The organism is Novosphingobium sp. ST904 (assembly GCF_001298105.1).
Lineage (GTDB): Bacteria > Pseudomonadota > Alphaproteobacteria > Sphingomonadales > Sphingomonadaceae > Novosphingobium.
Genome location: NZ_LGJH01000160.1, coordinates 79,997 through 101,848 on the forward strand (window position 1 = coordinate 79,997; position 21,852 = coordinate 101,848).

Annotated in this window: 18 protein-coding genes and 4 pseudogenes; 15 read left to right on the top strand and 7 right to left on the bottom strand. The window is 65.4% G+C overall.

Annotation, left to right across the window (positions count from 1 at the left end; genetic code table 11):
• The first annotated feature begins 162 nt into the window (after positions 1-162).
• The 3 genes from ADT71_RS22685 to ADT71_RS22695 are packed head-to-tail and all read left to right on the top strand — an operon-like array spanning position 163 to position 2,688.
• Positions 163-945 carry a hypothetical protein gene (locus tag ADT71_RS22685; protein WP_054440541.1) on the top strand — a complete coding sequence of 261 codons (783 nt, stop codon included), beginning with the start codon at positions 163-165 and terminating at the stop codon, positions 943-945.
• Positions 942-1,499: a hypothetical protein gene (locus ADT71_RS22690; protein ID WP_054440542.1), complete on the top strand. Its 558-nt coding sequence runs from the start codon at positions 942-944 to the stop codon at positions 1,497-1,499. The genes ADT71_RS22685 and ADT71_RS22690 overlap by 4 nt, the downstream gene beginning before the upstream one ends.
• 52 nt (positions 1,500-1,551) lie before the next feature.
• Complete coding sequence (locus ADT71_RS22695) at positions 1,552-2,688, top strand: FUSC family protein (protein ID WP_231636123.1); 1,137 nt, start codon at positions 1,552-1,554, stop codon at positions 2,686-2,688.
• Positions 2,689-2,691: 3 nt separating this feature from the next.
• Here the strand turns inward: ADT71_RS22695 and ADT71_RS22700 are convergent, their stop codons facing one another.
• From ADT71_RS22700 to ADT71_RS22710, 3 genes and pseudogenes are all read right to left on the bottom strand, one after another.
• Positions 2,692-2,874: a DUF1508 domain-containing protein gene (locus tag ADT71_RS22700; RefSeq protein ID WP_054440545.1), complete on the bottom strand. Its 183-nt coding sequence runs from the start codon at positions 2,872-2,874 to the stop codon at positions 2,692-2,694.
• A gap of 83 nt (positions 2,875-2,957) precedes the next feature.
• Positions 2,958-4,050: pseudogene (locus ADT71_RS22705) on the bottom strand (NAD(P)/FAD-dependent oxidoreductase).
• Between the two features lie 7 nt (positions 4,051-4,057).
• Positions 4,058-5,049: pseudogene (locus ADT71_RS22710) on the bottom strand (alpha/beta fold hydrolase).
• 91 nt (positions 5,050-5,140) lie between these two features.
• On the opposite strand from ADT71_RS22710, the gene ADT71_RS22715 reads away from it, so the two are divergent.
• The 7 genes and pseudogenes from ADT71_RS22715 (at position 5,141) to ADT71_RS22745 (ending at position 12,551) form a co-directional block, all read left to right on the top strand.
• Positions 5,141-5,839, top strand: coding sequence for a prepilin peptidase (locus ADT71_RS22715; protein ID WP_054440548.1), 699 nt, complete (start codon positions 5,141-5,143; stop codon positions 5,837-5,839).
• Positions 5,840-5,924: 85 nt separating this feature from the next.
• Positions 5,925-6,947, top strand: a complete 1,023-nt coding sequence (gene cpaB / locus ADT71_RS22720) for a Flp pilus assembly protein CpaB (RefSeq protein WP_054440549.1) — start codon at positions 5,925-5,927, stop codon at positions 6,945-6,947.
• Positions 6,948-6,997: 50 nt separating this feature from the next.
• Positions 6,998-8,518: a type II and III secretion system protein family protein gene (locus tag ADT71_RS22725; RefSeq protein WP_132469318.1), complete on the top strand. Its 1,521-nt coding sequence runs from the start codon at positions 6,998-7,000 to the stop codon at positions 8,516-8,518.
• Between the two features lie 14 nt (positions 8,519-8,532).
• The gene (locus ADT71_RS22730) at positions 8,533-9,201 is read left to right on the top strand and encodes a CpaD family pilus assembly protein (protein ID WP_185996992.1); all 669 of its coding nucleotides are present in this window, start codon (positions 8,533-8,535) and stop codon (positions 9,199-9,201) included.
• 3 nt (positions 9,202-9,204) lie between these two features.
• Positions 9,205-10,511 (top strand): annotated as a pseudogene (locus ADT71_RS22735) (CpaE family protein).
• A 29-nt stretch (positions 10,512-10,540) separates the two neighbouring features.
• Positions 10,541-11,512 carry a type II secretion system F family protein gene (locus ADT71_RS22740; RefSeq protein ID WP_054440555.1) on the top strand — a complete coding sequence of 324 codons (972 nt, stop codon included), beginning with the start codon at positions 10,541-10,543 and terminating at the stop codon, positions 11,510-11,512.
• 19 nt (positions 11,513-11,531) lie between these two features.
• On the top strand, positions 11,532-12,551 hold the full coding sequence (locus ADT71_RS22745) for a type II secretion system F family protein (RefSeq protein ID WP_054440556.1): 1,020 nt from the start codon (positions 11,532-11,534) through the stop codon (positions 12,549-12,551).
• 18 nt (positions 12,552-12,569) lie between these two features.
• Here the strand turns inward: ADT71_RS22745 and ADT71_RS22750 are convergent, their stop codons facing one another.
• Genes ADT71_RS22750 through ADT71_RS22760 form a run of 3 tightly spaced genes read right to left on the bottom strand, consistent with a single transcriptional unit; the run spans position 12,570 to position 14,900 of the window.
• Positions 12,570-13,460, bottom strand: a complete 891-nt coding sequence (locus ADT71_RS22750) for a 5'-methylthioadenosine phosphorylase (RefSeq protein ID WP_082370506.1) — start codon at positions 13,458-13,460, stop codon at positions 12,570-12,572.
• Entirely contained in the window at positions 13,450-14,091 is a 642-nt protein-coding gene (locus ADT71_RS22755) for a TetR family transcriptional regulator (RefSeq protein WP_054440557.1), read from the bottom strand. Before ADT71_RS22755 ends, ADT71_RS22750 begins: the two co-directional genes overlap by 11 nt.
• A gap of 23 nt (positions 14,092-14,114) precedes the next feature.
• The gene (locus ADT71_RS22760; RefSeq protein ID WP_054440562.1) at positions 14,115-14,900 is read right to left on the bottom strand and encodes an SDR family oxidoreductase; all 786 of its coding nucleotides are present in this window, start codon (positions 14,898-14,900) and stop codon (positions 14,115-14,117) included.
• Between the two features lie 822 nt (positions 14,901-15,722).
• Between ADT71_RS22760 and ADT71_RS35960 the strand changes: the two are divergent.
• Positions 15,723-15,815, top strand: a pseudogene (locus ADT71_RS35960) (hypothetical protein); the annotation flags it as partial.
• A 195-nt stretch (positions 15,816-16,010) separates the two neighbouring features.
• Positions 16,011-18,314: a TonB-dependent receptor domain-containing protein gene (locus ADT71_RS22765; protein ID WP_369818326.1), complete on the top strand. Its 2,304-nt coding sequence runs from the start codon at positions 16,011-16,013 to the stop codon at positions 18,312-18,314.
• Between the two features lie 154 nt (positions 18,315-18,468).
• Here ADT71_RS22765 and ADT71_RS22770 read toward each other — a convergent pair whose 3' ends face one another.
• A complete protein-coding gene (locus ADT71_RS22770; RefSeq protein ID WP_231636125.1) occupies positions 18,469-19,491 on the bottom strand; it encodes a hypothetical protein in 1,023 nt (340 codons plus the stop codon).
• Between the two features lie 70 nt (positions 19,492-19,561).
• Between ADT71_RS22770 and ADT71_RS22775 the strand changes: the two genes are divergently transcribed.
• The 3 genes from ADT71_RS22775 (at position 19,562) to ADT71_RS31625 (ending at position 21,814) form a co-directional block, all read left to right on the top strand.
• A complete protein-coding gene (locus ADT71_RS22775; protein ID WP_054440563.1) occupies positions 19,562-20,761 on the top strand; it encodes an aspartyl/asparaginyl beta-hydroxylase domain-containing protein in 1,200 nt (399 codons plus the stop codon).
• 85 nt (positions 20,762-20,846) lie between these two features.
• Entirely contained in the window at positions 20,847-21,146 is a 300-nt protein-coding gene (locus ADT71_RS22780) for a hypothetical protein (protein WP_132469321.1), read from the top strand.
• A 512-nt stretch (positions 21,147-21,658) separates the two neighbouring features.
• Positions 21,659-21,814, top strand: coding sequence for a hypothetical protein (locus tag ADT71_RS31625; protein WP_156336763.1), 156 nt, complete (start codon positions 21,659-21,661; stop codon positions 21,812-21,814).
• Positions 21,815-21,852 lie beyond the last annotated feature (38 nt).

Genomic DNA, 21,852 nt, shown 5'->3' on the forward strand with positions numbered 1-21,852 from the left:
TTCGCGCAGGTCCGAAAAAAGCGAATAGTCCCGTAGCGCACAAGCACGCATGGCCGGATAATACTGAATAACCCCCTTAGGCAGCATCGACAAAGCGCTTATGACTGGCGCTTGTCTCTATTCTCCATATGATCCTCCCAGTCTCTGAGGGGGGATCGAATCATGAATCGTAAATCTGTACGCTGGCTGCCGCGCGGCGTTTTCGCGCTGGGCCTGACGTTTGCAACCGCTCCGGCAGTGGCCCGTGATGCCTCGCCCACCACGCTGGAGGAAGCAGGTCCCGAAAACGGCTGGCAGTTGGAAATCGCCGCGATCAGGCGCGATTACGCGAATTCCGGCCAGACATGCCTCGATCATTTCGAGCGCTATGCGAGAAGCAACCGGGAACGGTCGGCCAGCGCCGGATTCCTCGGCGTCGGCAGCGGATTGACGTTCTGGGGAACCGGCGAAGAACTCCACTACACCGAAGTGATCCGCAAGGTCGACAGTGTCCAGCTCGAGTATCAGATCGGTTTCGGTTACGTGCTCTTCGCCAAGCAGCGCGACGCACGGATCGACGGCAACGGCGTACTGTTCGGCCTGCCCGCCAACGCCGCCGGCCAGGCCGGGATCACGCAATTCTCCGCATCCATCATCGGCATCGCACCTGACAGTCTGAAAGATGCCAATGGAAGACCGGCCAATTGCAAGACCGACGATCTCGACCCCGAGAGCGCACTGCTCTGCGCTCTGGACATGCAACCCACTGTCACTCAGGCCTACTATCAGACGGCCTCGGGCCGCATGTCGGCCGCGTTCGAGCGCTGGCGCCGAAGCCTCGCCAAGAGACCGGTCACGCCCCCCGCCATATGCCCGCAAGTCATCAATTTTCGCAAGGTCGACCGCTCCGTAAAGGAAGGCAAAATCGACCTTCGCCCGCGATCCTCGCGGCAGCGAAGGAGATGAACGACATGCTCGCCGCAGCGTGTCTCAATCCACGCCCCAACGCCCGCATCAGCTACAAGTCGGGCCTGCCGGAATTGAAGGCGATCAACGGCAACGTGAAGCTCAATCTGGGCGACGGCGGAGCATCGGCCGCACAATCGCTGGTCGCCGAAGGCTACTATCGCACGAAATCGCATCTCGCCACGATCAGCGCCGAGGGAACGGGGTCTGCCACATCCAGGAGCAAGGCGCCGGAGGCGGCAACGGCGACAGCCGCGCAGCTGGTCCTGTTCGATCAGAACAATGACCACTATGCCGAATTCACCATGAACGGGCTGAAGCAGTCCTCGAAGCTTCCCTCCATCCTCGCCTCCATCATCACCATGGAGCAAAGCGACGAAGCACAGCGGCTCCGGCTCCAGATGGCGTGCAGCGGGGGTTCCGTCTCGGTGCCGCAAGGCGGAAATCCGGTTACCGATCCGGTCGCCTTCACCAACCTTGTCTTCGAGGTTCGCAAGGCCGTCGACAATCCGGCATATGCCTGCCAGTCCCAGTTCCCTGCTGAACGAAGATAGCGCTCCCCGTCGAATGGTTGTCAGCGCCGTGAAGCGCGGCTAATCCCGGCGCGTGCCACATGCCTTCGACCACCGGCTTACAGCGCCTCGCGGCTTTGCGGACGCGCTCAAGCGGGAAGCCCGCGCGCTGGTGACGCCGGGTCCGCGCATGGCGGACGAATGGGCCTGCGTGGCCTCGGTCATGCTGGCTATCCTCATCGCGCACCTGATAGGTGCGCAGATGGTTGCGTGGGCCGCCTTCACGGCCTTCGTCCTGCTCAAGAGCGAGACTGCGGAAACCCTGCTGCGCGGCGTGCTGCGCATTGCGGGAACCGCGATCGGATCGCTATTGGCCCTGGCGATCGTGCCCTATGCCGCCCACTCCCTGCCGCTCGCCATGGCGAGCGCGGCGCTGGTGGGCGCGGTGGGCCTCTACGGCATGATTACCGCCCGGCGCGCCTATGCATGGCTGCTGTTCGGACTGACGTTCGAGATGATCCTGCTGGACAAGCTCGAACATCCCGACCTCGACACCATCCACTTCGCGCAGACCCGGATGCTCGAGGTGATCGCGGGCACCGTGGCCTGCGTGATCGTCAGCCTTTCCGCCGCAACGCTTTCGGGCAGGAAGTGGCTGGCGGGCCGCAAACCCGCGCCGGACCGGATGAAATGGCACCCCCACGCCGCGCGCCACGCAGCGCAGGCCGGTATCGCCATCGCCGTGCTGCCGGTGCTCCACGCCCTGTTCCAGATGCCGCAGATGGCGCAGGCCGCCGTGACCGTGATGGCGGTGATGATCGTTCCCGTGACCGGCATCGGCGCGAGCGGCTTCGTGCCGGTGACGCGGCGCCTGTTCCAGCGCACGCTCGGCTGCCTGGCGGGCGGCGGCCTTTCGCTTGCAGTGCTGCTGCTGGCACAGGGCAGCACGCCCGTCCTGATCGCGGGCACCTGCCTTGGCATCGTCATCGGCCGCCATATCGAGAACGGCCTCCCGAACGTCACTTACCTGGGCCTGCAGTTCACGCTTGCCGTGCTGGTCGTGCTCGTGCCCGATTCCTACGCCGATGCCCGGATCATGCCCGCCGTCCACCGGCTGGCGAGCATCTTCGTCGGCATGGCCGTGCTGGAGCCGGTGCTGCTGGCATGGCACTTCGTCGCGCCCGGCAGGAAACCCGCCGAGCGCGGCGCCGAGGCCGAAAACAACGAGTGAGGATCAGCCTGTGGTCGTATCGACCACGTCGGCAGGGGGACCGTTCTTTTTGATCGATTCGATCGCGTTCTTCGCGGAAGCCTTGCTCGAATAGCCTTCCGTCCAGAACATGGTTTCGGAATTGTAGAGGAAGTAGGCAACATATTCGCCCGCCTTGTTCTGGCGGATTTCAAAGCGATGAGCCATCTCAGGTCTCCTTGCAGGAACACACCCTGTGCGCACTTGTGCAAGTTTCCCGGCGAAGTGGAAAGGGAAAACAGGCCTGCCGACTATCGCCGCCGAAACCGGCCCGGCGCGAACAGAGCGGGCTCGATCGCGCCCCCGGCCGCGCCCAGCAGCAGGGCGGCGCCAAGCTGCGCAGCGGCGGGCGCGGTCTGTATCCCGAAGCCGCCCTGCCCGGCGAACCAGAAGAACGCATCGTCATCGGGATCGAAGCCATAGACCGGCAAGCGATCCGGCGCGAAGGAGCGCAGGCCCGCCCAGCGATGCTCGACACGGCGAACCCGGCGATCCACGACCTGCTCGAACCTGTCGACGGCGAGCGCCACGTCAAGTTCCTCGGGCGCGGCGTCACACGGGGTGCTGGGCGTCTCATCGTGAGGGCTCAGCCAGAGGCGGCCGCTCTCGGGCTTGAAGTAGAACGTGCCCGAAACGTCGAGAACGAGCGGCAGGCTGTCAGGCGCGGCAGGTTCGATTGCGACTTGCGCTATCGTGCGGCGATAGGCCGCGATACCGAGCGGGCGCACCCCCGCCTTCTCCGCCACCGGATCGGCCCAGGCACCGGCGGCATCGACCAGCAGGTCGCAGCCCACGTGGCGGCCGTCGGCCAGTGAGAGCGCCCAGCCACCGGAAACGCGCTCGACAGCGGCGAGGCCGGAGCGGCACCACAGGTCCACGCCGGCCCTGCGTGCGGCGGCGAGATAGTGCTGGTGCAGGCGGGCAACGTCGATGTCGCACGTGCTCGGTTCCAGCACGCCGCAAGTCCATTCCGGCCGCAGATCGGGTATGCGCGCCGCGATTTCCGCACGCCCCAGCACCGAGACATCGATGCCGACCGCGCCATATGTCTCGGCGAAATCGGATATCTCGCGCTCTTGCCCCCCGCGCCCGATGGTGAGTGCGCCGCGCGGCGCGAGGACGCCAAGGGGCCCGCAGTTCCGGGCCGGAGGCGGTGGTCAGCGGCTTGACCTGCGGGCCGCCGTAGCTTTCGGTCCAGAACGCGGCGGAGCGTCCGGTGGCGTGGTAACCGGGGCTTTCCTCGGCCTCGATCACCAGCACCCGTGCCTGCGCGCCCACGCGGGCGGCCAGCGAGGCACCGGCCATGCCGGCGCCCACTATGACGATATCGAACCTCGCATCCATAAGGGTTTCAGCCCCTAGCGGGCGCAGTCCGGTTCAGGAAGTCCCGTATGGCAGAGAGCGCCCGGTCTCGCACGACATCGCTTTCGCGCAGGATTTCGTGGCGCGATTCGCCCCCGAAGACGACGAGTTCGGCCCTCGGCAGACGCCGCGCGGCACGGCGAATGGCGGGCCATGACACCAGCCCGTCATGCCGTGTCGCCAGCAGCAGCACCGGCACCTCCACCGCCTCAAGCACGCCCCTGCCCTCCAGCAGGCGTATCGAGGCGAGCGCGCGTTCGATCCAGCCCCAGCTTGCCGGGCCCATCGCGATTCCCGGCCGTTCGCGGCGCCACCATGCCTCGTCGGCATAGCGGTCGTCATCATGAGTGAGCAGGCGTGAGCGGGCCTGCGGCAACAGACCCGGTTTCTCGTTATGCTTCCATGCCGGACGGCGCGGATCGCCCAGCGCCGCAAGCCCGCGCGCGGCGACATGGAGCAGGTTCGCGGGCAGCCATGCAGGATGGATGCCCAGCATCGGCGCGGACAGCACGAGCGCGTCCGGGGCGACCTTGCCCTGCGCCACCGCCCGCATGGCGAGATGACCGCCCATCGAATGGCCGACGAGAACATGAGGCCCCGGCCGCTCCGCCGCCCAGGCGCTCCAGAAAGCGGCAAGGTCGTCTATCCAGAGGCCGAAATCGCCGACGTGCCCGGTTGTGGCATCGAAACCCAACCGCCCGCTCAGCGACTGTCCGCGCCAGTCGATCGAACTGACCGCCCAGCCTTCCCGGTGCCACTGATCAAGCGATTCGAGCCATTTCTCGTAAGTGTCGCCCGCCCGGGCAGGAACAGCAGCGAGCCGCGGGGAGCGGACGGCGCCGGCCAGTCGATCCGGCGCAGCGGTTCCGGCCCGGACGGACCGTTCCAGCGGCTTTCCACCGCATCTTCCGGGATCGCCCGGCGGGCGCGCGCGGCGCTTGCAGGCTCTGGGGAAACGGGCTTGTTCTCAAGGGTTTCAATGGTCACGTGGCGAATTCGGCCTCAGCACAGTGGTTACTGTTTGGTAAGCGGTATCCGCTAGATCGTGGCACGGGCAAAGGGGAATTCACGAATGCCGGGCACAGCCTTTTCGTATGCATTGCTGCTGGCCTTGGCAATCGCCCTGCTGCGCGCCGCCTTCACCGATATCAGGCGGCGGGAGATCGGCAACGGGCTCAATCTCGCCATTGCCCTTGCCGCCCCGCTGTGGTGGTGGGCCGCCGGTTTCGGCTGGGCCGACATCGCATGGCAGATCGGCCTTGCCGCCGTGACTTTCGCGCTGGCCTGCGTGCTGTTCGCGCTGCGCCAGATGGGCGGCGGCGACGTCAAGCTGCTCGCCGCGCTGGCGCTGTGGTTCGTGCCCGCCAGTTTCGGGCAGCTCATCGTGCTGATGGCGATGATCGGCGGCGGCGCCTCGATCGCCATGGCCGCCTTCAACATGGAGCGCGTTCCCGGCGAGAAGCTGCGGGACGCACTGGGCTGGCTCGCCGCGCTCGGCTGGGTCTGGGCGGCGGGAGCCATCGTCTATGCCCTTGCCGTGCACCGGCCGGTGGTTTCGCCGGAACGACTCTCCGCGATCCATGCGGCGGTCCCGCAGGGCTGGATGCTCGCCCTTGCCGCGCTCGCGGTGGCTGCGCTGTTCCTGTCGGGCTTCCGCCACATCATGCGCCGCCAGAAGTCCCGCCTCCCCATTCCCTACGGAGTCGCGATCTCGGCGGCCGCGCTCTGGGTGATGGGAGAGCAGGCGCTTTCCACCAGCCTTGTTGGATGAACCCGATTTTAACCAATCCGGATGAAAATGCAGGGACTTGCTCGAGGATTTCGGGACTCGGGTATTCTGAAGGGGTCGCATAAGCATGGATAGGAAGAAGCTGGTGCTGCTGGCCACCGCGCTGCTGATTGCAGTGGTGACCGCGATGGCAGCCCGCTCGATGTTCGCCGGGGCAGCCGCGCCCCAGGCGGAGGCCGCCCAGCAGGCCCAGCCGACCGGCCCCAAGGTCCTCGTCGCCCAGCGCGCCCTGCCGGTGGGCACGATCATCACCGCCGACGCCGTGTCCTATCAGGACTGGCCGAAGGAACTGGTGAAGGACGCCTATTTCATCGACGGCGAATCCGACATGCAGAAGCTGCTCGGCACCGTCGTCCGCTTCCAGATCACCGCCGGCCAGCCGGTGACGCAGGGCGCGCTGGTGGCGCCGGGCGATCGCGGCTTCCTTGCCGCCGCGCTCGGCCCCGGCATGCGCGCCGTGACCATTCCCGTTTCCGCCAAGACCGGCGTGGGCGGTTTCGTCTTCCCCGGCGACCATGTAGACCTCGTGCTGACGCAGGAAGTGCGCGGCAGCGACGGCGGCGACGCCCTGCGCGCCTCGGAAACGATCCTGCGCAACCTGCGCGTGCTCGCCACCGACCAGGCCACCGACAACGAAGTGGTGGACGGCAAGACCGTGGTTCACGCCTTCAGCACCGTCACGCTCGAAGTCACGCCGCGCATCGCCGAGAAAGTCGCCGTGGCGCAGGAGATCGGCACGCTCAGCCTCTCGCTGCGCGCCATCGCCGACAACCAGGGAGAGTTCGAGCGCATCCTCGCCAGCGGCGACATCAAGGTGCCCGAAGGCGCCACCCGCGAGCAGGAAGAGAAGATCATGAAGCAGGCCATGGAGCGCCCGCTCGAAGGGATCTCCACTTACATGACCGGCGGCGACGTTTCCCGCTTCCAGCGCTCCAGCCGCCCGGCGACGAGCACGGAAGTAGCCGCGCGCACGGTCACTGTCGCCAGCGCGCCGCAGGGCCCGTCCTCGGCTGCGCCGGTCCGCACGGGGCCCGTCGTCCGCGTCACGCGCGGCAAGGAAACCGTCGAAGTCCCCGTGAGCAGCCGCTGATGCCTGTCCTCACCGCCATTGGCCGCATCCATCCGACGAAGGATCACACGATGCAGACGCGCCTTCTCAAGTCCATGCTGGTCGCCGCCTGCGCGATTGCGCCGCTGGCCTCGCCGATCGCGGCAACGCCCGCCAGCGCCCAGTCCGTCGTCCAGCCCGCGCAGGATCTCACGCTCTCGATCGGCAACGGCCAACTCGTCAACGTGCCGGGCGCCATGGCCGACGTCTTCGTCGCCAATGACGCGGTGGCCGACGTGCAGGTCAAATCCGCCCGCCAGCTCTACGTCTTCGGCAAGGCGGGCGGCACCACCACCGTCTACGCCAGCAATTCGGCGGGCGCGGTGATCTGGTCGGCAACCGTCCGGGTCGGCTCCAACCTCGACAGCGTGGACGCCATGCTGCGGCTCGCCATGCCCGAGGCGAAGATCGGCGTTTCCACGATGGGCTCGAACACCTTCCTGCTTACGGGAACGATCAAGACCCCGGAAGACGCGGCCGAGGCCGAGCGTCTCGTCCAGGCCTACGCGGGCAAGGATTCGAACGTCATCAGCCGCCTGCGCATGGCGACCCCGCTTCAGGTCAACCTCCAGGTCCGCATCGCCGAAGTCAGCCGCTCGCTGGTGAAGTCGCTCCAGACCAACCTGACCACCGTGGACAGCACGGGCGGGTTCAAGTTCGGCGTCGGCCAGGGCCGCAGCGGATGGTTCGAGCAGCATGTCCCCGGCGGATCTCTCGGCACGGCCACTCCGCCCGACGGCGCTTCCGGCGTCAATCCGATCACCACCGGTTCCACTCTTGCCGCAGCGGGCAAGCTGTTCGGGGTCAACATCCTCGGTTCGCTCGACGCGGGCGAGACCATCGGCCTCGTCACCACGCTCGCCCAGCCCAACCTCACCGCCCTTTCAGGCGAGACGGCGGAGTTCCTGGCGGGCGGTGAATATCCGATCCCGATCAGCCAGGCCCTCGGCACCACCTCGATCGAATACAAGAAGTACGGTGTCAGCCTAAGCTATTCGCCCACGGTGCTGGCCAACGGCCGTATCTCGATGCGCGTGCGCCCAGAGGTCTCCGAGCTTTCGAGCCAGGGCGCGGTCAATTTCAACGGGTACGAAGTGCCGGCACTCACCGTGCGCCGCACCGAGACGACCGTGGAACTCGGCTCGGGCCAGAGCTTCATGATCGCGGGCCTGCTGAGCAACAATTCGCAGAACACCATCCAGAAGCTGCCGGGCGCGGGCGACCTGCCGATCCTCGGCTCGCTGTTCCGCTCGACCAGCTACAAACGCGGCGAGACCGAACTGGTCATCATCGTCACGCCCTACCTCGTCAACCCGGTGGACGCCTCGCAGATCGTGCTGCCGACAGACGGCTTCAACGCGCCGAACGACCTGCAACGCCTCCTCGGCAACATGGAGAGCGATGGGGTGAGCAAGGGCAAGGGCGGCCAGCCCGCCCCCGCCGCCGCCGCGCCCGGGATCGGCGATGCCGACGGGTCCGCTCCCGCACAGGGCAAGTCGAAGCGCTCCGCCGCCACTGGCACCGCCCCCCAGCCCGGCTTCAGCCTGAAGTGAGAAAGATGAACCCGATGTCCATCCAGATTGCGCGGTCCGGGCGCCTCGTTGCCGGCTCGATCGCCCTCTCGCTCGGCCTGCTCGTAGCCGGTTGCGGCGGCATGGCCACCAACCGTTCGATGAACAGCGTGCACCAGCCGGTCGTCGAGAAAGTGAACTACACGCTCGACCTCGCCACGAACGGCAATGGAGCGGGCGACAGTGGGCTGGCGCAGGGCGAGCAGAGCCGTCTTGCCGGCTGGTTCGACGCGATGGGACTCAAGTACGGCGACCGCGTCTTCATCGACGATCCCTCGGGCAATCCCGCCGTGCGCAGCGCGGTGGAAGCCGTGGCCGGACGCTACGGCCTGACCCTGGCCGAGGGCACCCCCGTTACCGAGGGATATGTCACCGCCGGCAGCGCACGCATCGTGGTGGCCCGTACCCGGGCGTCGGTGCCCGGCTGCCCCGACTGGTCTGCCAAGAGCGACTTCAATCCGAACAACGGCCTGACCAGCAATTACGGCTGCGCCACCAATTCCAATCTCGCCGCGATGATCGCCAACCCGGAGGACCTGCTCCACGGCGCGCAGACGACCGGCCAGACCACGGTGATGAGCGCATCCAAGGCGATCGACGCCTATCGTAACGCGGCGCCCACCGGCGGGGCCACCGTCAAGGCGACTTCCAGCAAGGACAACTGAGTCATGAACGCACCCTGGAAATCCGGTGGCCCGAGCGGACGCGACCCCTTCGCCGCCTATCTCTGCGACGAGGCCTCGCTCGACGTGCTGCGCCCGATTGCCCTCGAAATGGGCTGGCAGCCGGAGAAGTGCAACAAGGGGGGGCTGCGCAACGCGGTCCAGTCCCTGTCGATCACGGCGAGCCCGAACATCCTGATGGTGGACCTGTCGGAAAGCGGCGATCCGCTGAACGACATCAACGCGCTGGCCGAAGTCTGCGAGCCGGGCACGGTGGTGATCGCCATCGGCCAGGTCAACGACGTGCGCCTCTACCGCGACCTGCTCGCCAGCGGCATTCACGACTACCTGCTCAAGCCCCTCTCGCCCGGGCAGGTACGCGATGCGCTGGCCCATGCGCAGGCCGTGTTCTCCGCACCGCGCCCGTCGGAGGCCGGGTCCGCCGGAAGCCATGTTTCCACCGCCGTGATCGGCACGCGCGGCGGTGTCGGCGCATCCACGCTGGCCACTTCGATCGCATGGCTGTTCAGCGCCGACAACAAGCTGCCGACCGCCCTGCTCGACCTCGACATCCATTTCGGCACCGGCGCGCTCTGCCTCGATCTCGAACCGGGCCGCGGCCTGACCGACGCGATCGAGAACCCCAGCCGCATCGACGGCCTGTTCATCGAACGCGCCATGATCCGGGCCAACGACAATCTCGCGCTGCTTTCGGCCGAAGCGCCGATCAGCACCCCGCTGATGACCGACGGCGCCGCCTTCCTCCAGCTTGAGGAAGAGTTCCGGCAGGCCTTCGAGATGACCGTGATCGACATGCCGCGCAACATGCTGATCAACTTCCCCCAGCTCGTCGCCAATGTGAACGTGGTGGTGCTGGTGGTCGAACTCAGCCTCGCCTCGGCGCGCGACACGATCCGCATCCTGTCCTGGCTCAAGGCGAATGCGCCGCAGGCCCGCGTGATCCTGGTGGCCAACAAGGTCCAGCCGAGCCTTGCGGAAATCACCCGCGCCGATTTCGAAGCCTCGATCGAGGCGCCGATCCAGCTTTCGATCCCCTATGACCTCAAGGCCGCCTCGATGGCAGCCAAGCTCGGCCAGACTTTTGCCGACGCCAACCGCTCGAACCGGGCGGGTGCGGCGATGCGCGACCTGTCGCGCTCATCATCGAGGTAGGCGGCGAGGCGGCGGAACTGGCTTCTGCCGGAAAGGCGCAGCCCGGCAAGAGCACCGCCGGCAAGACGTCGCTGCTCGGCAAGTTCGATCTCAAGTCCTTCATGGGCAAGGCCGCCCGGAAGGAAACCGCCGCCCGCTGAGGCGCGCGGTTCACGGAAGGCGGGCGTAGATGAACATGATGCAGCTTCTGCTGGTGGCGGTTGGCCTGCTGAACATGATCGGGCTCATCCTGGCGGCATTCTCCGGCCCGTCTCCGGCCAAGGAATCGTCACGCCGGCTGAAGGCCGTCCGCTATCGCCATTCGCAGAGCGCGACGGACCGGATGGAAGCGCAGATGCGCAAGGCCGTGGCGGCCCGCAAGCCCAAGGTCCACCGCACGGCGGGCTCGGGCTCTCGGATCGACGCGCTGGCCCTGCGCCTGCACCGCTCCGGCAGGAGCTGGACGCTGAAGCAGTACATCTCGGTTTCGGCCGGAGTGGGCCTGGTCGTCGCCGCGCTCGTCTTTCTGAAGTCCGGCGCCCCGCTGCTGGCGCTGGCAGTGGGCCTGTTCATCGGCGGCGGCGTGCCGCACTTCGTGCTGAACAAGCTGATTGCGCGCCGCACCAACGGCTTCATCGTCAAGTTCGCGGACGCCATCGAACTGCTCGTGCGCGGCCTGCGCTCCGGCCTGCCCGTCACCGAGACGCTGGGCGTGGTCGCCAAGGAAATACCCGGCCCGGTGGGCCAGGAATTCAAGCTCGTGACCGAGCGCATCAAGATCGGCAAGACCATGGAGGACGCCCTCCAGGAAACTGCCGATCGGCTCGAAATCCCAGAATTCAACTTCTTCTGCATCACGCTGGCGATCCAGCGGGAAACCGGCGGCAACCTCGCCGAAACCCTTGCGAACCTTGCCGACGTACTGCGCAAGCGCGCCCAGATGAAGCTCAAGATCCGCGCGATGAGCTCGGAATCGAAGGCTTCGGCCTATATCGTCGGCGCCCTGCCCTTCATCGTCTTCGGCATGATATGGTGGATCAACCCCGGCTACATCGGCAAGTTCTTCATCGACGAGCGCCTGATGGTCGCCGGCATGGGCGGCGCGGTGTGGATGGGGATCGGCGCCTTCATCATGGCCAAGATGGTCAGCTTCGAGATCTGAGCGAAGGATAGCAGGCAAGATGCCAAACCAACCCGCCGGTCCGACGCTCCTCGGCTTCGACGTGATCTTCGTCGGCACGCTGCTCGCCATCGTTGCCGCCGCCTCGGTGCTGCTGGCGATCTATGCCGCGGTGACCGTGCGCGATCCCATGGCCAAGCGCGTGAAAGCGCTGAACCAGCGCCGCGAAGCGCTCAAGGCCGGGATCGCCACCGCCCCGCGCAAGCGCCAGAGCGTGGTCCGCCGCAACGATACGACCGACCGCATGGGCGCCTTCCTTGGCTCGCTCAAGGTGCTTCAGGACAGCCAGCTTCGCGACATCGAGCAGAAGCTGGCGCAAGCGGGCATCCGCAACAAGGAATGGGCCGTCGCGGTCGTCTTCGCCCGCCTCGTCGCGCCGATCGTGATGGGCGGCACCGCCGCGCTGGTCATCTACGCGATCGACTATTTTCCCGAATGGAGCAGCTTCAAGAAGTTCATGGGCTTCGCCGCGATGCTGATCGCCGGCTACAAGGGCCCGGACGTCTTCATCAAGAACATGATCACCAAGCGGACCGACGCGATCCGCAAGGGCCTGCCCGACGCGCTCGACCTGCTGGTGATCTGCGCGGAGGCCGGCCTCACCGTCGACGCCGCCTTCGACCGTGTCGCCCGCGAACTGGGCCGCGCCTACCCCGAACTGGGCGAGGAGTTCTCGCTCGCCTCGATCGAGCTCTCGTTCCTCACCGAGCGTCGGCAGGCGTTCGAGAACCTCGCTTACCGCGTCGATCTCGACGCGATGCGCGGCGTCGTCACCACCATGATCCAGACCGAGCGCTATGGCACCCCGCTCGCCTCGGCGCTGCGCGTGCTCTCCGCCGAATTCCGCAACGAACGCATGATGCGCGCCGAGGAGAAGGCCGCGCGCCTGCCCGCGATCATGACCGTTCCGCTGATCCTGTTCATCCTGCCCACGCTCTTCGTGGTCATCCTCGGCCCGGCGGCCTGCTCGATCGCGGACGCATTCTCCGGCGGAGACCCGCACCCGCCGCCGTCGCACTGATGGCGGTGCCGAGCGGCGTCAGTCCCGCTCGCCGAACAGGCGGCAGGCCACTGCGTCCAGCCGGGCGACGAGCGCCGGATCACGGGCTTCCGGAGCGGTTATGAGCGCATGTTCGAGCGCGGTGTCGATCGGGCTCGGCTCCCGCCGCGCAGGCAGGCTGGCAGCCAGCGCCCTCAGCGCGTGACGCGCCAGGCGGGCATTGGCATGCATGACCTCCAGGACATGGCTCACTTCGACGCCGGCCTCTTCCTCGCGCCATGAATCGTAGTCGGTAACCATGCCCAGCACGGCGTAAGGCAGTTCCGCCTCACGGGCGAGTCGCGCCTCGGGCATGGCGGTCATGCCGATGACGTCCGCACCCCAGCCGCGATACATGCGGCTTTCCGCGCGGGTCGAGAATTGCGGCCCTTCCATGGCAAGGTAGCATCCGCCCGGATGCACGTGCGCGCCTGCCAGCTCCGCCGCCGCCCCGGCCATGGCCGAAAGCCGCGGACAGGTCGGATCTGCAAGGCTGACATGCGCGACAAGGCCGGTGCCGAAAAAGCTGCCGGCACGGCCCGCCGTGCGGTCGATGAACTGGTCCACCATGACGATATGGCCCGGCGCCATCTCCTCGCGCAGCGAACCGATCGCCGAGAGCGCCAGAACGTCCGTCACGCCGCAACGCTTGAGCACGTCGATATTCGCGCGGTAGTTCACGGCCGACGGCGGTATCGCATGGCCGGCGCCGTGGCGGGCGATGAACGTGAAGCGCACCTCGCCCAGCCGCCCGATCGTAACCGGGCCGGACGCCTGGCCGAAGGGGCTGGAGACGGCGATCTCCTGCGCATCCTCCAGTTCGATGCCGGCAGCCAGGCCGGAGCCGCCGATGATGCCGATGTGCCAGAAGCTGCTTTTCTCAGCGCGCAAGGATACCTGCCATGATGATGTCGATCGTGTGCTCGCGGTAGCGGTCGCGCAGTTCCTCGGTCAATGTGTCCTGGTCGAAGCAATGCTTCAGCACCAGCCGCGCCGAGAAGAACCGATCCACCGCCCCGGTCACCGTAAAGTAGAACAGTTGCGGATCGATTTCACGGAAGACACCCGCCCGCACCCCGTCGCCGATGAGCTGTTCATAGGCGCGGTAGATCGGCGAGAGATAGCAGTCGGCGATGCGGCGCGCCTCGGCATCGTCGCTTTCGCGCACCATCCGCATCGTCAGGCGGTTGAGATAAGGCACTTCGTAGAAGGTATCGACGACCTTCCAGAGATGGCGCCGCAACTTGGCCTCGGGCGACCAGCCGTCCTTCGCCAGCAGCGCGTCCACGCTGGTGACGATGGCCTGCCAGTCACGGTCGAGCAGCGCCTTGAGCAGCCCGGCCTTGTTGCCGAAGTAATATTTCACCAGCGCGGAATTGAGCCCCGAGCGCAGCGACAGTTCGGACAGCGAGATGTCGATCACGTCGCCATCGCGCATGATCGCGCTGGCCGTTTCCAGCAGCTGCGCCCGCGCGCCGGGAGGCGGCGTGCCGGATTCGGTGGAGGAAGTGCCCTGCGCCATCGGCCCGCGCGCCCTTGCGGCCTTTACCTCGGCCCCAGTCGGATCGCGCCGTCGAGGCGGACGGATTCGCCGTTCATATAGTCGTGCTCCAGCATGAAGAGCGCCAGCTTGGCATATTCGGCGGGCTTGCCCAGTCGCTTGGGGAAGGGAACCATCGCCGCGAGCGCATCCTGCACCTGCTGCGGCATGCCCGCCATCATCGGCGTCTCGAAGATGCCCGGCAGGATCGTGTTGACGCGAATACCCTCGCCCATGAGATCGCGCGCGACCGGCAGGGTCATGGCAAGGACGCCGCCCTTGGATGCCGCATAGGCCGCCTGCCCGATCTGCCCGTCCTGAGCCGCGACCGACGCGGTGTTGACGATGGCTCCGCGCGAACCGGCCTCGTCCAGGGGATCGAGTGTCACCATGCCCGCCGCCGACTTGCTGATGCAACGGAACGTACCGACGAGGTTGATGGCGATGGCCTTCTCGAACAGCGCCATGTCATGTGCGCGCGGTTCGCCCGTCTCGCGGTTCTTGCCCACCGTCTTGGCGGCCGGCGCGATGCCCGCGCAGTTGACGAGGATACGTTCCTGTCCATGCGCGGCGCGAGCCTTGGCGAAGCCTGCGTCGACGCTGGCATCGTCCGTGACGTTGACCTCGCAGAACACGCCGCCGATCTCCGCGGCGACAGCTTCCCCTGCCTCCACGTTGAGGTCGAACACCGCAACCTTGACACCCTGCGCCGCAAGCGCCCGCGCAGTGGCGGCACCCAGCCCGGACGCCGCGCCGGTAACGACCGCGGCCATGCTGCTATCCAGTTTCATCCACAATCCCTTTCGCCCGTGCCTACTTTCCAGGCACCAAATGCTTAATTCCGCGTCACAATAGCCCGGCGGCGGCCATCCGGCCGATTTAAGCACCCGGTTAAAAGCCGGTGCTCATGCGGTCAATCCATTCGATGCGGCGCAGCACCCGCACGCAACACGATTTCACCGCAGCGATACGCAGAGCAATTTTGCGGCACCCGACATGCCGAAATGCAACATTGCATTTCCTTCGGCAAACACCTGAATTCTTCCGGGCAAGACTGCAAACTGCGTGCAATACCGTAGCACTGTTGCAGCAAGATCACAGCCTCCGAGACAATTTGCGCAACGCGGCGAAGGGGATTGAAAGCCGGATCGCCTGCCGCGACAACCTCCGACATGGCAGGGGCATGTGCATACACACCCACTGCTGGCATCCGGCTCGCCCATCAGGATTGGTCACGCACCTGACAGGCGGACGAAAGCAACAAGGGACACAAAAGTGAAAACATCTCTGAAGAAGGCCGCTCTCCGGAGCGCAACGTGCGTTGCCGCCTTCACGTTCACCGCAACCGGCGCCTACGCGCAGGACGCGGCGACTGAAGAAGCACCCGCGAGCGAAGCCATCGTCGTCACCGGTTCGCGCATCAACAACCCGAACCTGACGCAAGCTGCCCCGGTCAACGTCACGACCGCAGACACGATCCAGCTGGCCCAGAACAACGTTGCCGAAGAAGTCCTGCGCGAAATTCCGGGCATCGTCCCGTCGATCGGTTCCGCGTCAACAACGGCAACGGCGGCGCAAGCTACGTCGACCTTCGCGGCCTCGGTTCGAACCGCAACATCGTCCTGCTGGACGGCCAGCGCATCGTCCCCGCCGAACTGGTCGGCCGTGTCGACCTCAACAACATCCCGCTCGCCCTCGTCGAGCGCGTTGACGTCCTGACCGGCGGTGCATCGGCCACCTACGGTGCCGACGCCATCTCGGGCGTCGTCAACTTCGTCATCAACAACGAATTCGAAGGCCTGGAGCTGAACAGCAGCTACCAGATCACCGAACAGGGCGACGGCGCCACCTTCCGTACCGACCTGTCGACCGGCGCCTCGTTCGACGATGGCCGCGGTCACGTGATCCTGGGCATCGGCTATCAGCAGGCAGACCCTGTCTACCAGGGCCAGCGCGGCTACTCGGTCTACAACGTCGACAGCTTCTCGGGCGAAGCCTCGGGTTCGGGCACGACCCTTCCGACCCGCTTCGGCGCCCAGCAGATCGCGCCTGACGGCCAGAGCCTGGTTCCCTACTACCAGCCCTACAACTTCAACCCGTCGAACATCTTCAGCACGCCGTTCGAACGCTTCAACATCTTCAGCTCCGCGAAGTATGAAGTTGCCGACAACATCGAGATCTACAGCCGCGGCATGTTCTCGAAGCAGACCGTCTCGACGGTCATCGCCCCCTCGGGCGCATTCGGCATCTCGGTCGACATTCCGATCTCGAACCCGTTCCTGAACGACGGCCTGCGCAGCTCGTTCTGCTCGATCGCCGGCCTCGACGCTGCGTCCTGCGCCCTCGCAGCCGCCGCAACCGATCCCAACGATCCGAACTACCGCACCGCCACGACCTCGATGTACCGTCGTGCCGTCGAAGTCGGTCCGCGTATCTCCGACTACCAGACCACGATGTTCGACTATCGTGCCGGTATTCGCGGTGACGTAACCAGCAACATCCAGTTCGACGTTTCGGGCGCTTATGGCGAATCCGAAAACATCCAGACCATCAAGGGCTACACGCTCAACAGCCGCATTCGCGACTCGCTGCTGGCGACCAACAGCTCCACCTGCCTCGAAGGCACGACCGATGGCTGTATCCCGGTCAACTGGTTCACCCCGGATGCCACCACGCTCACGGCTGAGCAGATCGACTTCCTCACCGAGGAATCGACTGTCATCAACCGCTTCTCTCTGGCCCAGGCCACTGCGGAACTGAGCGGCAACATCGGCGTCAGTTCGCCGTTCGCCTCCGACCCGATCTCATTCGCGGCCGGTGTCGAATTCCGCGAATACAACGCCAGCCAGGCTTCTGACACGCTTGCCCAGACCGGCGACCTCGGCGGTGCCGGCGGTGCGGCCCCGAACATCAAGGGCGGCTACAAGGTCTACGAAGTCTTCGGCGAACTTCAGGTTCCGCTGGTTCAGGACAAGCCGTTCTTCGAGGAACTCTCGCTGAACGCCGGCGTCCGCCAGTCGCACTACGAAGTCGACGCTGCAAGCAGCCCGAAGTACAATACCACGACCTGGACCGTCGGCGGCGTCTGGGGTCCGGTTTCGGACATCAAGCTGCGCGGTAACTACAGCCGTGCCGTTCGCGCCCCGAACATCTACGAGCTGTTCTACCCGGTCACCACCGCCCTCACCAACCTGTCGGACGATCCCTGCGCCACCTTCACAGACACCGGCGGCGCGATCCCGGGCCGCTCGGCTCCGACCGGCGTTCTTCGTGACGTCTGTATCGCTCAGGGTGCGACTGCCGCCAACGTTGGAAACATCTTCCAGCCGGCAGCCGGCCAGGCCAACTACACGGGCGGCGGCAACATCAACCTGAAGCCCGAAAAGTCGGACTCCTGGACCCTTGGTGTCGTCTTCCAGCCCAGCGTCGTTCCCGGTCTGTCGCTCACGGTCGACTACTACAACATCAAGATCAAGGACGCGATCACCACGCCGACGCCGGGCGACGCCATGTCGGCCTGCTTCGACAACCTCAGCGTCACCAACCCTGCCTGCCTTGCCATCCAGCGTAACCCGCTCGACGGCGGCCTGAGCGGCGATCCGGCCACCACGCCGGGCCTTGCCCTCAACCTCAGCAACCAGGGCAAGCTGTCGACCGCCGGTATCGATTTCACGGCCAACTATCGCCGTAACATCGGTTTCGCGGACCTGATCCTGGCGCTGAACGGCAACTGGACCGACAAGAGCGTGTTCCAGTCCTCGCCGACTGGCGTTGCACGTGACTGCGTCGGCCTCTACTCCGAAAACTGCGCTTCGCTTCAGCCGAAGTGGCAGTGGTCGACCCGTACGACCCTGGCATTCGAGAACATCGACGTCTCGCTGCTGTGGCGCCACATCGACAGCTTCAAGTACGAAGACTTCGGCGAAGCGTTCCAGGGCACCCTTGGCGACGACGTCGGCGCGCTTGCCGGCAAGAACGTCGACTTCAACCGGATCAAGGCGTTCGATTACTTCGACCTGACGACCCGCTTCAACGCGACCGACAACGTCACGTTCACGGTCACGATCCAGAACCTGTTCGACAAGAAGCCGCCGATCGTCGGCTCGAACATCGGTTCGACCGCATACAACAGCGGCAACACCTACCCGTCGACCTACGACGCTCTGGGCCGTCGCTTTGCCGTGGCTGCAAAGCTGCGCTTCTAATCGTTACCGACGATTTGAGATTGAGGGGTGGACGGCAACGTCCGCCCCTTTTTCTTTGCGGCACATGAAAGCGCGAGAATTCAGGTGCGCACCGCGGCCTACGCCAAGGCTATAGCCCTGGACGTGCAGGCGGCGGCCGCCGCGCCATCGGCAATCAGCCGAAATTCAGGGCGTTTGGAAGTTCCAGCGGAATATTCTGAGCCGCGGCAATCGTGGACGCCCATTCCAGGACTGTCCCGATTTCATCGCGGTGAGCCATGCGCGCGGTATCCTGATCGCGCTGGCGCTGCCCGGCCGAGAATGCGTCCCCGCTCTTGCTGTCGCGGTGCAAGGCAGGCTGACCGGCCAGCACGTCCCGGTCAGGCACCGGAAGGCGATAATGGCGCAAGACCGCCGCCACCGAATCCACGGGGCGACGCGTCAAGGCCTCGCTATCCAGGGTGGCGACCCGGTCAGGCATCTGAGCCGCGATTTGCGCGAAATGACGCTGCTGCGCGAGCCAGCCCAATGCGGCGATCTGCAGGTCGGTTTGCAGGAACAGTTCCTCGGGACTGAAACCGAAATCCAGGTAACGATCTACGAGATATCCCTTCGCAAGCTGCCGGCACCAGATCCTGCACCACAATCCCTTTCTCACGACCGAAAGCAGGAACGGCTCAAGCGGAGCATAGAGAAGAACCGCCCTTGAATCAGGGGCAAGGTTCATCAGCGCCGGAATGATCGGATTCACGATGTTGGACGGCTTGATCACCGTCCGCTCTCCCTTCACGAACGGGCGGGCCATGAGCGCCAGCATATCCGCCGCCACTTCCCCCATCTGTCTCGGGTCTGCGCCTCTGCGACGCCATCCGATCAGGTCGTTGAGAAGAACCGGCTCCGAAAGCCCCGCCGCGATGCCGGGCAGGTCCAGCGCCTGGACCAACATGGTCGAGGCGCAGAATGCCGAATGGAAGATGAAATGCGGCTGGCATCCCGCTGCCCGATCCCAGTCGGCAAGTGCCTGCCGGCGGATGACGACCGGGCTTGTCTCCACCCCCAGATGTTCGTCAGTCAGGAACGGGACCTGCTGGCGCCCTGACCGCTCGATCCGGCGGAACTGGTAGCTGTCCTGAGCGGGATCGTAACGGTGGGCGAGCCAGGCCGCCTCGGGAACTTGCATATCTGTTGACAGCGTCATGACGGCCTTCTTGCTACGTCCGAGAGGCAATGGCAAGATCGAGGGCAAGGGGTAAATTCAGGGGGCATCAATGGGGGATTCCCAAGTCAACGAACTCGCGGCAAGCGCCAACGCGCGAGGCCTTGCAGCGTTACGAAGTGGCGACTTTGCCACCGCAATCGATTGTCATCGGGTCGCAGCAGAGGCCGACCCGGAATCAGGCGCGCTGCAACGGAACCTGGCGACGGCCTGCAGGGCGGCGGGAGACGACGAAGGCGAAATTGCGGCGCTGAAGGCCGCGATCGCGCTGGACGCGCGCGATTTCATTGCCTGGCTGCGCACCGCCCAATTGCGGACACGACGCGGTGAGGAATCGCAAGCCCTCTCCGCGTGGCACGCCGTCATTCAAATGAGCCAGGCGATCGGAGAACTGCCGCCCCTGCTCGCAGAGGAAGTGGCGCAAGGCCAGCGGGTAATCGCCGGCATTCAGGCGAAGCTGACACAGGGCATGGAAACCCGCGTCTCCAGCAGGCTGGAAATGCTTCAGGGCCGCGATGCGCGCCGTGCCCGCGCCTTTCTCGACGCAGCGACCGGCAAGCGCCAGATCTTCAACGATCGCTGTTCGGGGCTGCATTACCCATTTCTGCCAGCGGACGAGTTCTTCGATGACGATCTGTTCCCATGGTTCGACCAGCTCGCCGCCCAGGCTGACAAGATTCGCGCAGAAGCGGTTCATGTGCTTGCGAACTGCCGGCATCTCTTCAGGCCGTATGTCCAGATGCCCAAGGGCGGCCATGCTGGCCCATGGGCCGTGCTCGACGGGAAGCTTGACTGGAGCGCCTGCTTCCTCTGGGAATACGGCACCCGCAACGAGGCACTTGCAGAGCATTGCCCTGCCACCTTCGCGGCGCTTGACGCGGTTCCGATGGCCCGCATTCCCAATCGCGCGCCAACCGCGTTCTTCTCCGTCCTGAAACCCGGCAAAGTCATCCCGCCACACACAGGCGTAACCAACACCCGGGCGATCATCCACCTGCCGCTCGTAGTACCCCCGAAATGCGGCTTTCGCGTGGGCGGCGAAGAACGGGAATGGATCGAGGGAAAGCCTTTCGCTTTCTCCGACACGATCGACCACGAAGCATGGAACCACGGAGAAGAGGATAGAATCCTGTTGATCTTCGATGCCTGGAACCCTCACCTTTCGCAGGTTGAACAGGACGCGATCATCGAGTTCTGCGATGTAGCGGACTCACTGGGACTTTCTCCCCAGGAACACGATATCGGCCGCTAAGTCCGCCTGGAACGCCGCGACAGTTCATTTGCGCCGCAACGCTGCTCGCGGTACTTTGCCTTTAGATGAAAATCAGGATCTCCACATGTTCCGAATCGTTCTAGCTACTGCCACACTTCCCTTGCTCGGCTGCCTCGGTGTCAGCGCGGCTGCGCAGGCCGCCGAACCAGCCGCCGCAACAACAACACCGGTGGCAGCCGCACCGAATGCGCTGACCGACCCCGATGACGTCATCAAGTGCCGCATGATCAAGGTTACCGGCAGCCGCCTCGCCGGAGAACGTGTCTGCAAGCCCGTCGGTGAATGGCGCCGCCTGCGCGAACGCGGCAGCGAAGCGGCAAGGGACATCGTCGATTACAGCCGCAGTCGCCCCGGCGGCCAGTAAGGCCAGCGCTGAAACACCTGGTCGCCCGACCCAGGCAAGCGCATCCGGCCGAGCCGCGCTTGCAAACCGGCGGTCGCCCGCTAGGGTCGGGTGAAGAATTCCGAGGGGACTGTTTCCAGCATGGCACACCGATTTCTGCCCAGCGCGGCCATTGGCGCGGTGGGACTTCTCGCGACTTTCGCCGCATGTCCAGCGCAGGCCAAGGATTCCGACAGAGCGCTTCCTCCGGATGTGGCCAAGCTTGCGGCGTGTCGAGCAATCGCCGATTCCGGCGAACGCCTCGCCTGCTTCGATCGCGAAAGCGGAATATTGCTGGGAGCGATCGAAACCGGCAGTGTGAAGGTCGTGGACAAGGAAGGCATTCGTGAAGTCCGCCGCTCGCTCTTCGGCTTCACCCTTCTCGCGTCGATCTTTTCGGGGGCGGGGAAAGAAGCGGCGAGGAAGAGGTCAAGCTCATCAAGACCACGCTTTCCTCGGTCCGGGGAGCGGCCAGCGGAAAGCTGCTCTTCACGTTGGCAGACGGAGCACAGTGGCAGACCAACGAAGCACTGGGCACGGTTCGCATGCCCAAGGTAGGCGACGACGTTGAACTGGAAGCCGCCGCTCTCGGGTCCTACTGGGTCCGCTTCAAGGGCGGCCGAGCGCTGAAAGCACATCGGGTCAACTGACCTGCCGCAACGATTGTAAGGAAAAGGGTGCGAGATCA

Excerpts from the sequence above, each read along its gene's own strand:
- ADT71_RS22685 (WP_054440541.1), top strand. The coding sequence starts at position 163 with ATGAATCGTAAATCTGTACGCTGGCTGCCGCGCGGCGTTTTCGCGCTG.
- ADT71_RS22690 (WP_054440542.1), top strand. The coding sequence starts at position 942 with ATGAACGACATGCTCGCCGCAGCGTGTCTCAATCCACGCCCCAACGCC.
- ADT71_RS22700 (WP_054440545.1), bottom strand. The coding sequence starts at position 2,874 with ATGGCTCATCGCTTTGAAATCCGCCAGAACAAGGCGGGCGAATATGTT.
- ADT71_RS22715 (WP_054440548.1), top strand. The coding sequence starts at position 5,141 with ATGCCGGGCACAGCCTTTTCGTATGCATTGCTGCTGGCCTTGGCAATC.
- cpaB (WP_054440549.1), top strand. The coding sequence starts at position 5,925 with ATGGATAGGAAGAAGCTGGTGCTGCTGGCCACCGCGCTGCTGATTGCA.
- ADT71_RS22725 (WP_132469318.1), top strand. The coding sequence starts at position 6,998 with ATGCAGACGCGCCTTCTCAAGTCCATGCTGGTCGCCGCCTGCGCGATT.
- ADT71_RS22730 (WP_185996992.1), top strand. The coding sequence starts at position 8,533 with ATGTCCATCCAGATTGCGCGGTCCGGGCGCCTCGTTGCCGGCTCGATC.
- ADT71_RS22740 (WP_054440555.1), top strand. The coding sequence starts at position 10,541 with ATGAACATGATGCAGCTTCTGCTGGTGGCGGTTGGCCTGCTGAACATG.
- ADT71_RS22745 (WP_054440556.1), top strand. The coding sequence starts at position 11,532 with ATGCCAAACCAACCCGCCGGTCCGACGCTCCTCGGCTTCGACGTGATC.
- ADT71_RS22755 (WP_054440557.1), bottom strand. The coding sequence starts at position 14,091 with ATGGCGCAGGGCACTTCCTCCACCGAATCCGGCACGCCGCCTCCCGGC.
- ADT71_RS22760 (WP_054440562.1), bottom strand. The coding sequence starts at position 14,900 with ATGAAACTGGATAGCAGCATGGCCGCGGTCGTTACCGGCGCGGCGTCC.
- ADT71_RS22770 (WP_231636125.1), bottom strand. The coding sequence starts at position 19,491 with ATGACGCTGTCAACAGATATGCAAGTTCCCGAGGCGGCCTGGCTCGCC.
- ADT71_RS22775 (WP_054440563.1), top strand. The coding sequence starts at position 19,562 with ATGGGGGATTCCCAAGTCAACGAACTCGCGGCAAGCGCCAACGCGCGA.
- ADT71_RS22780 (WP_132469321.1), top strand. The coding sequence starts at position 20,847 with ATGTTCCGAATCGTTCTAGCTACTGCCACACTTCCCTTGCTCGGCTGC.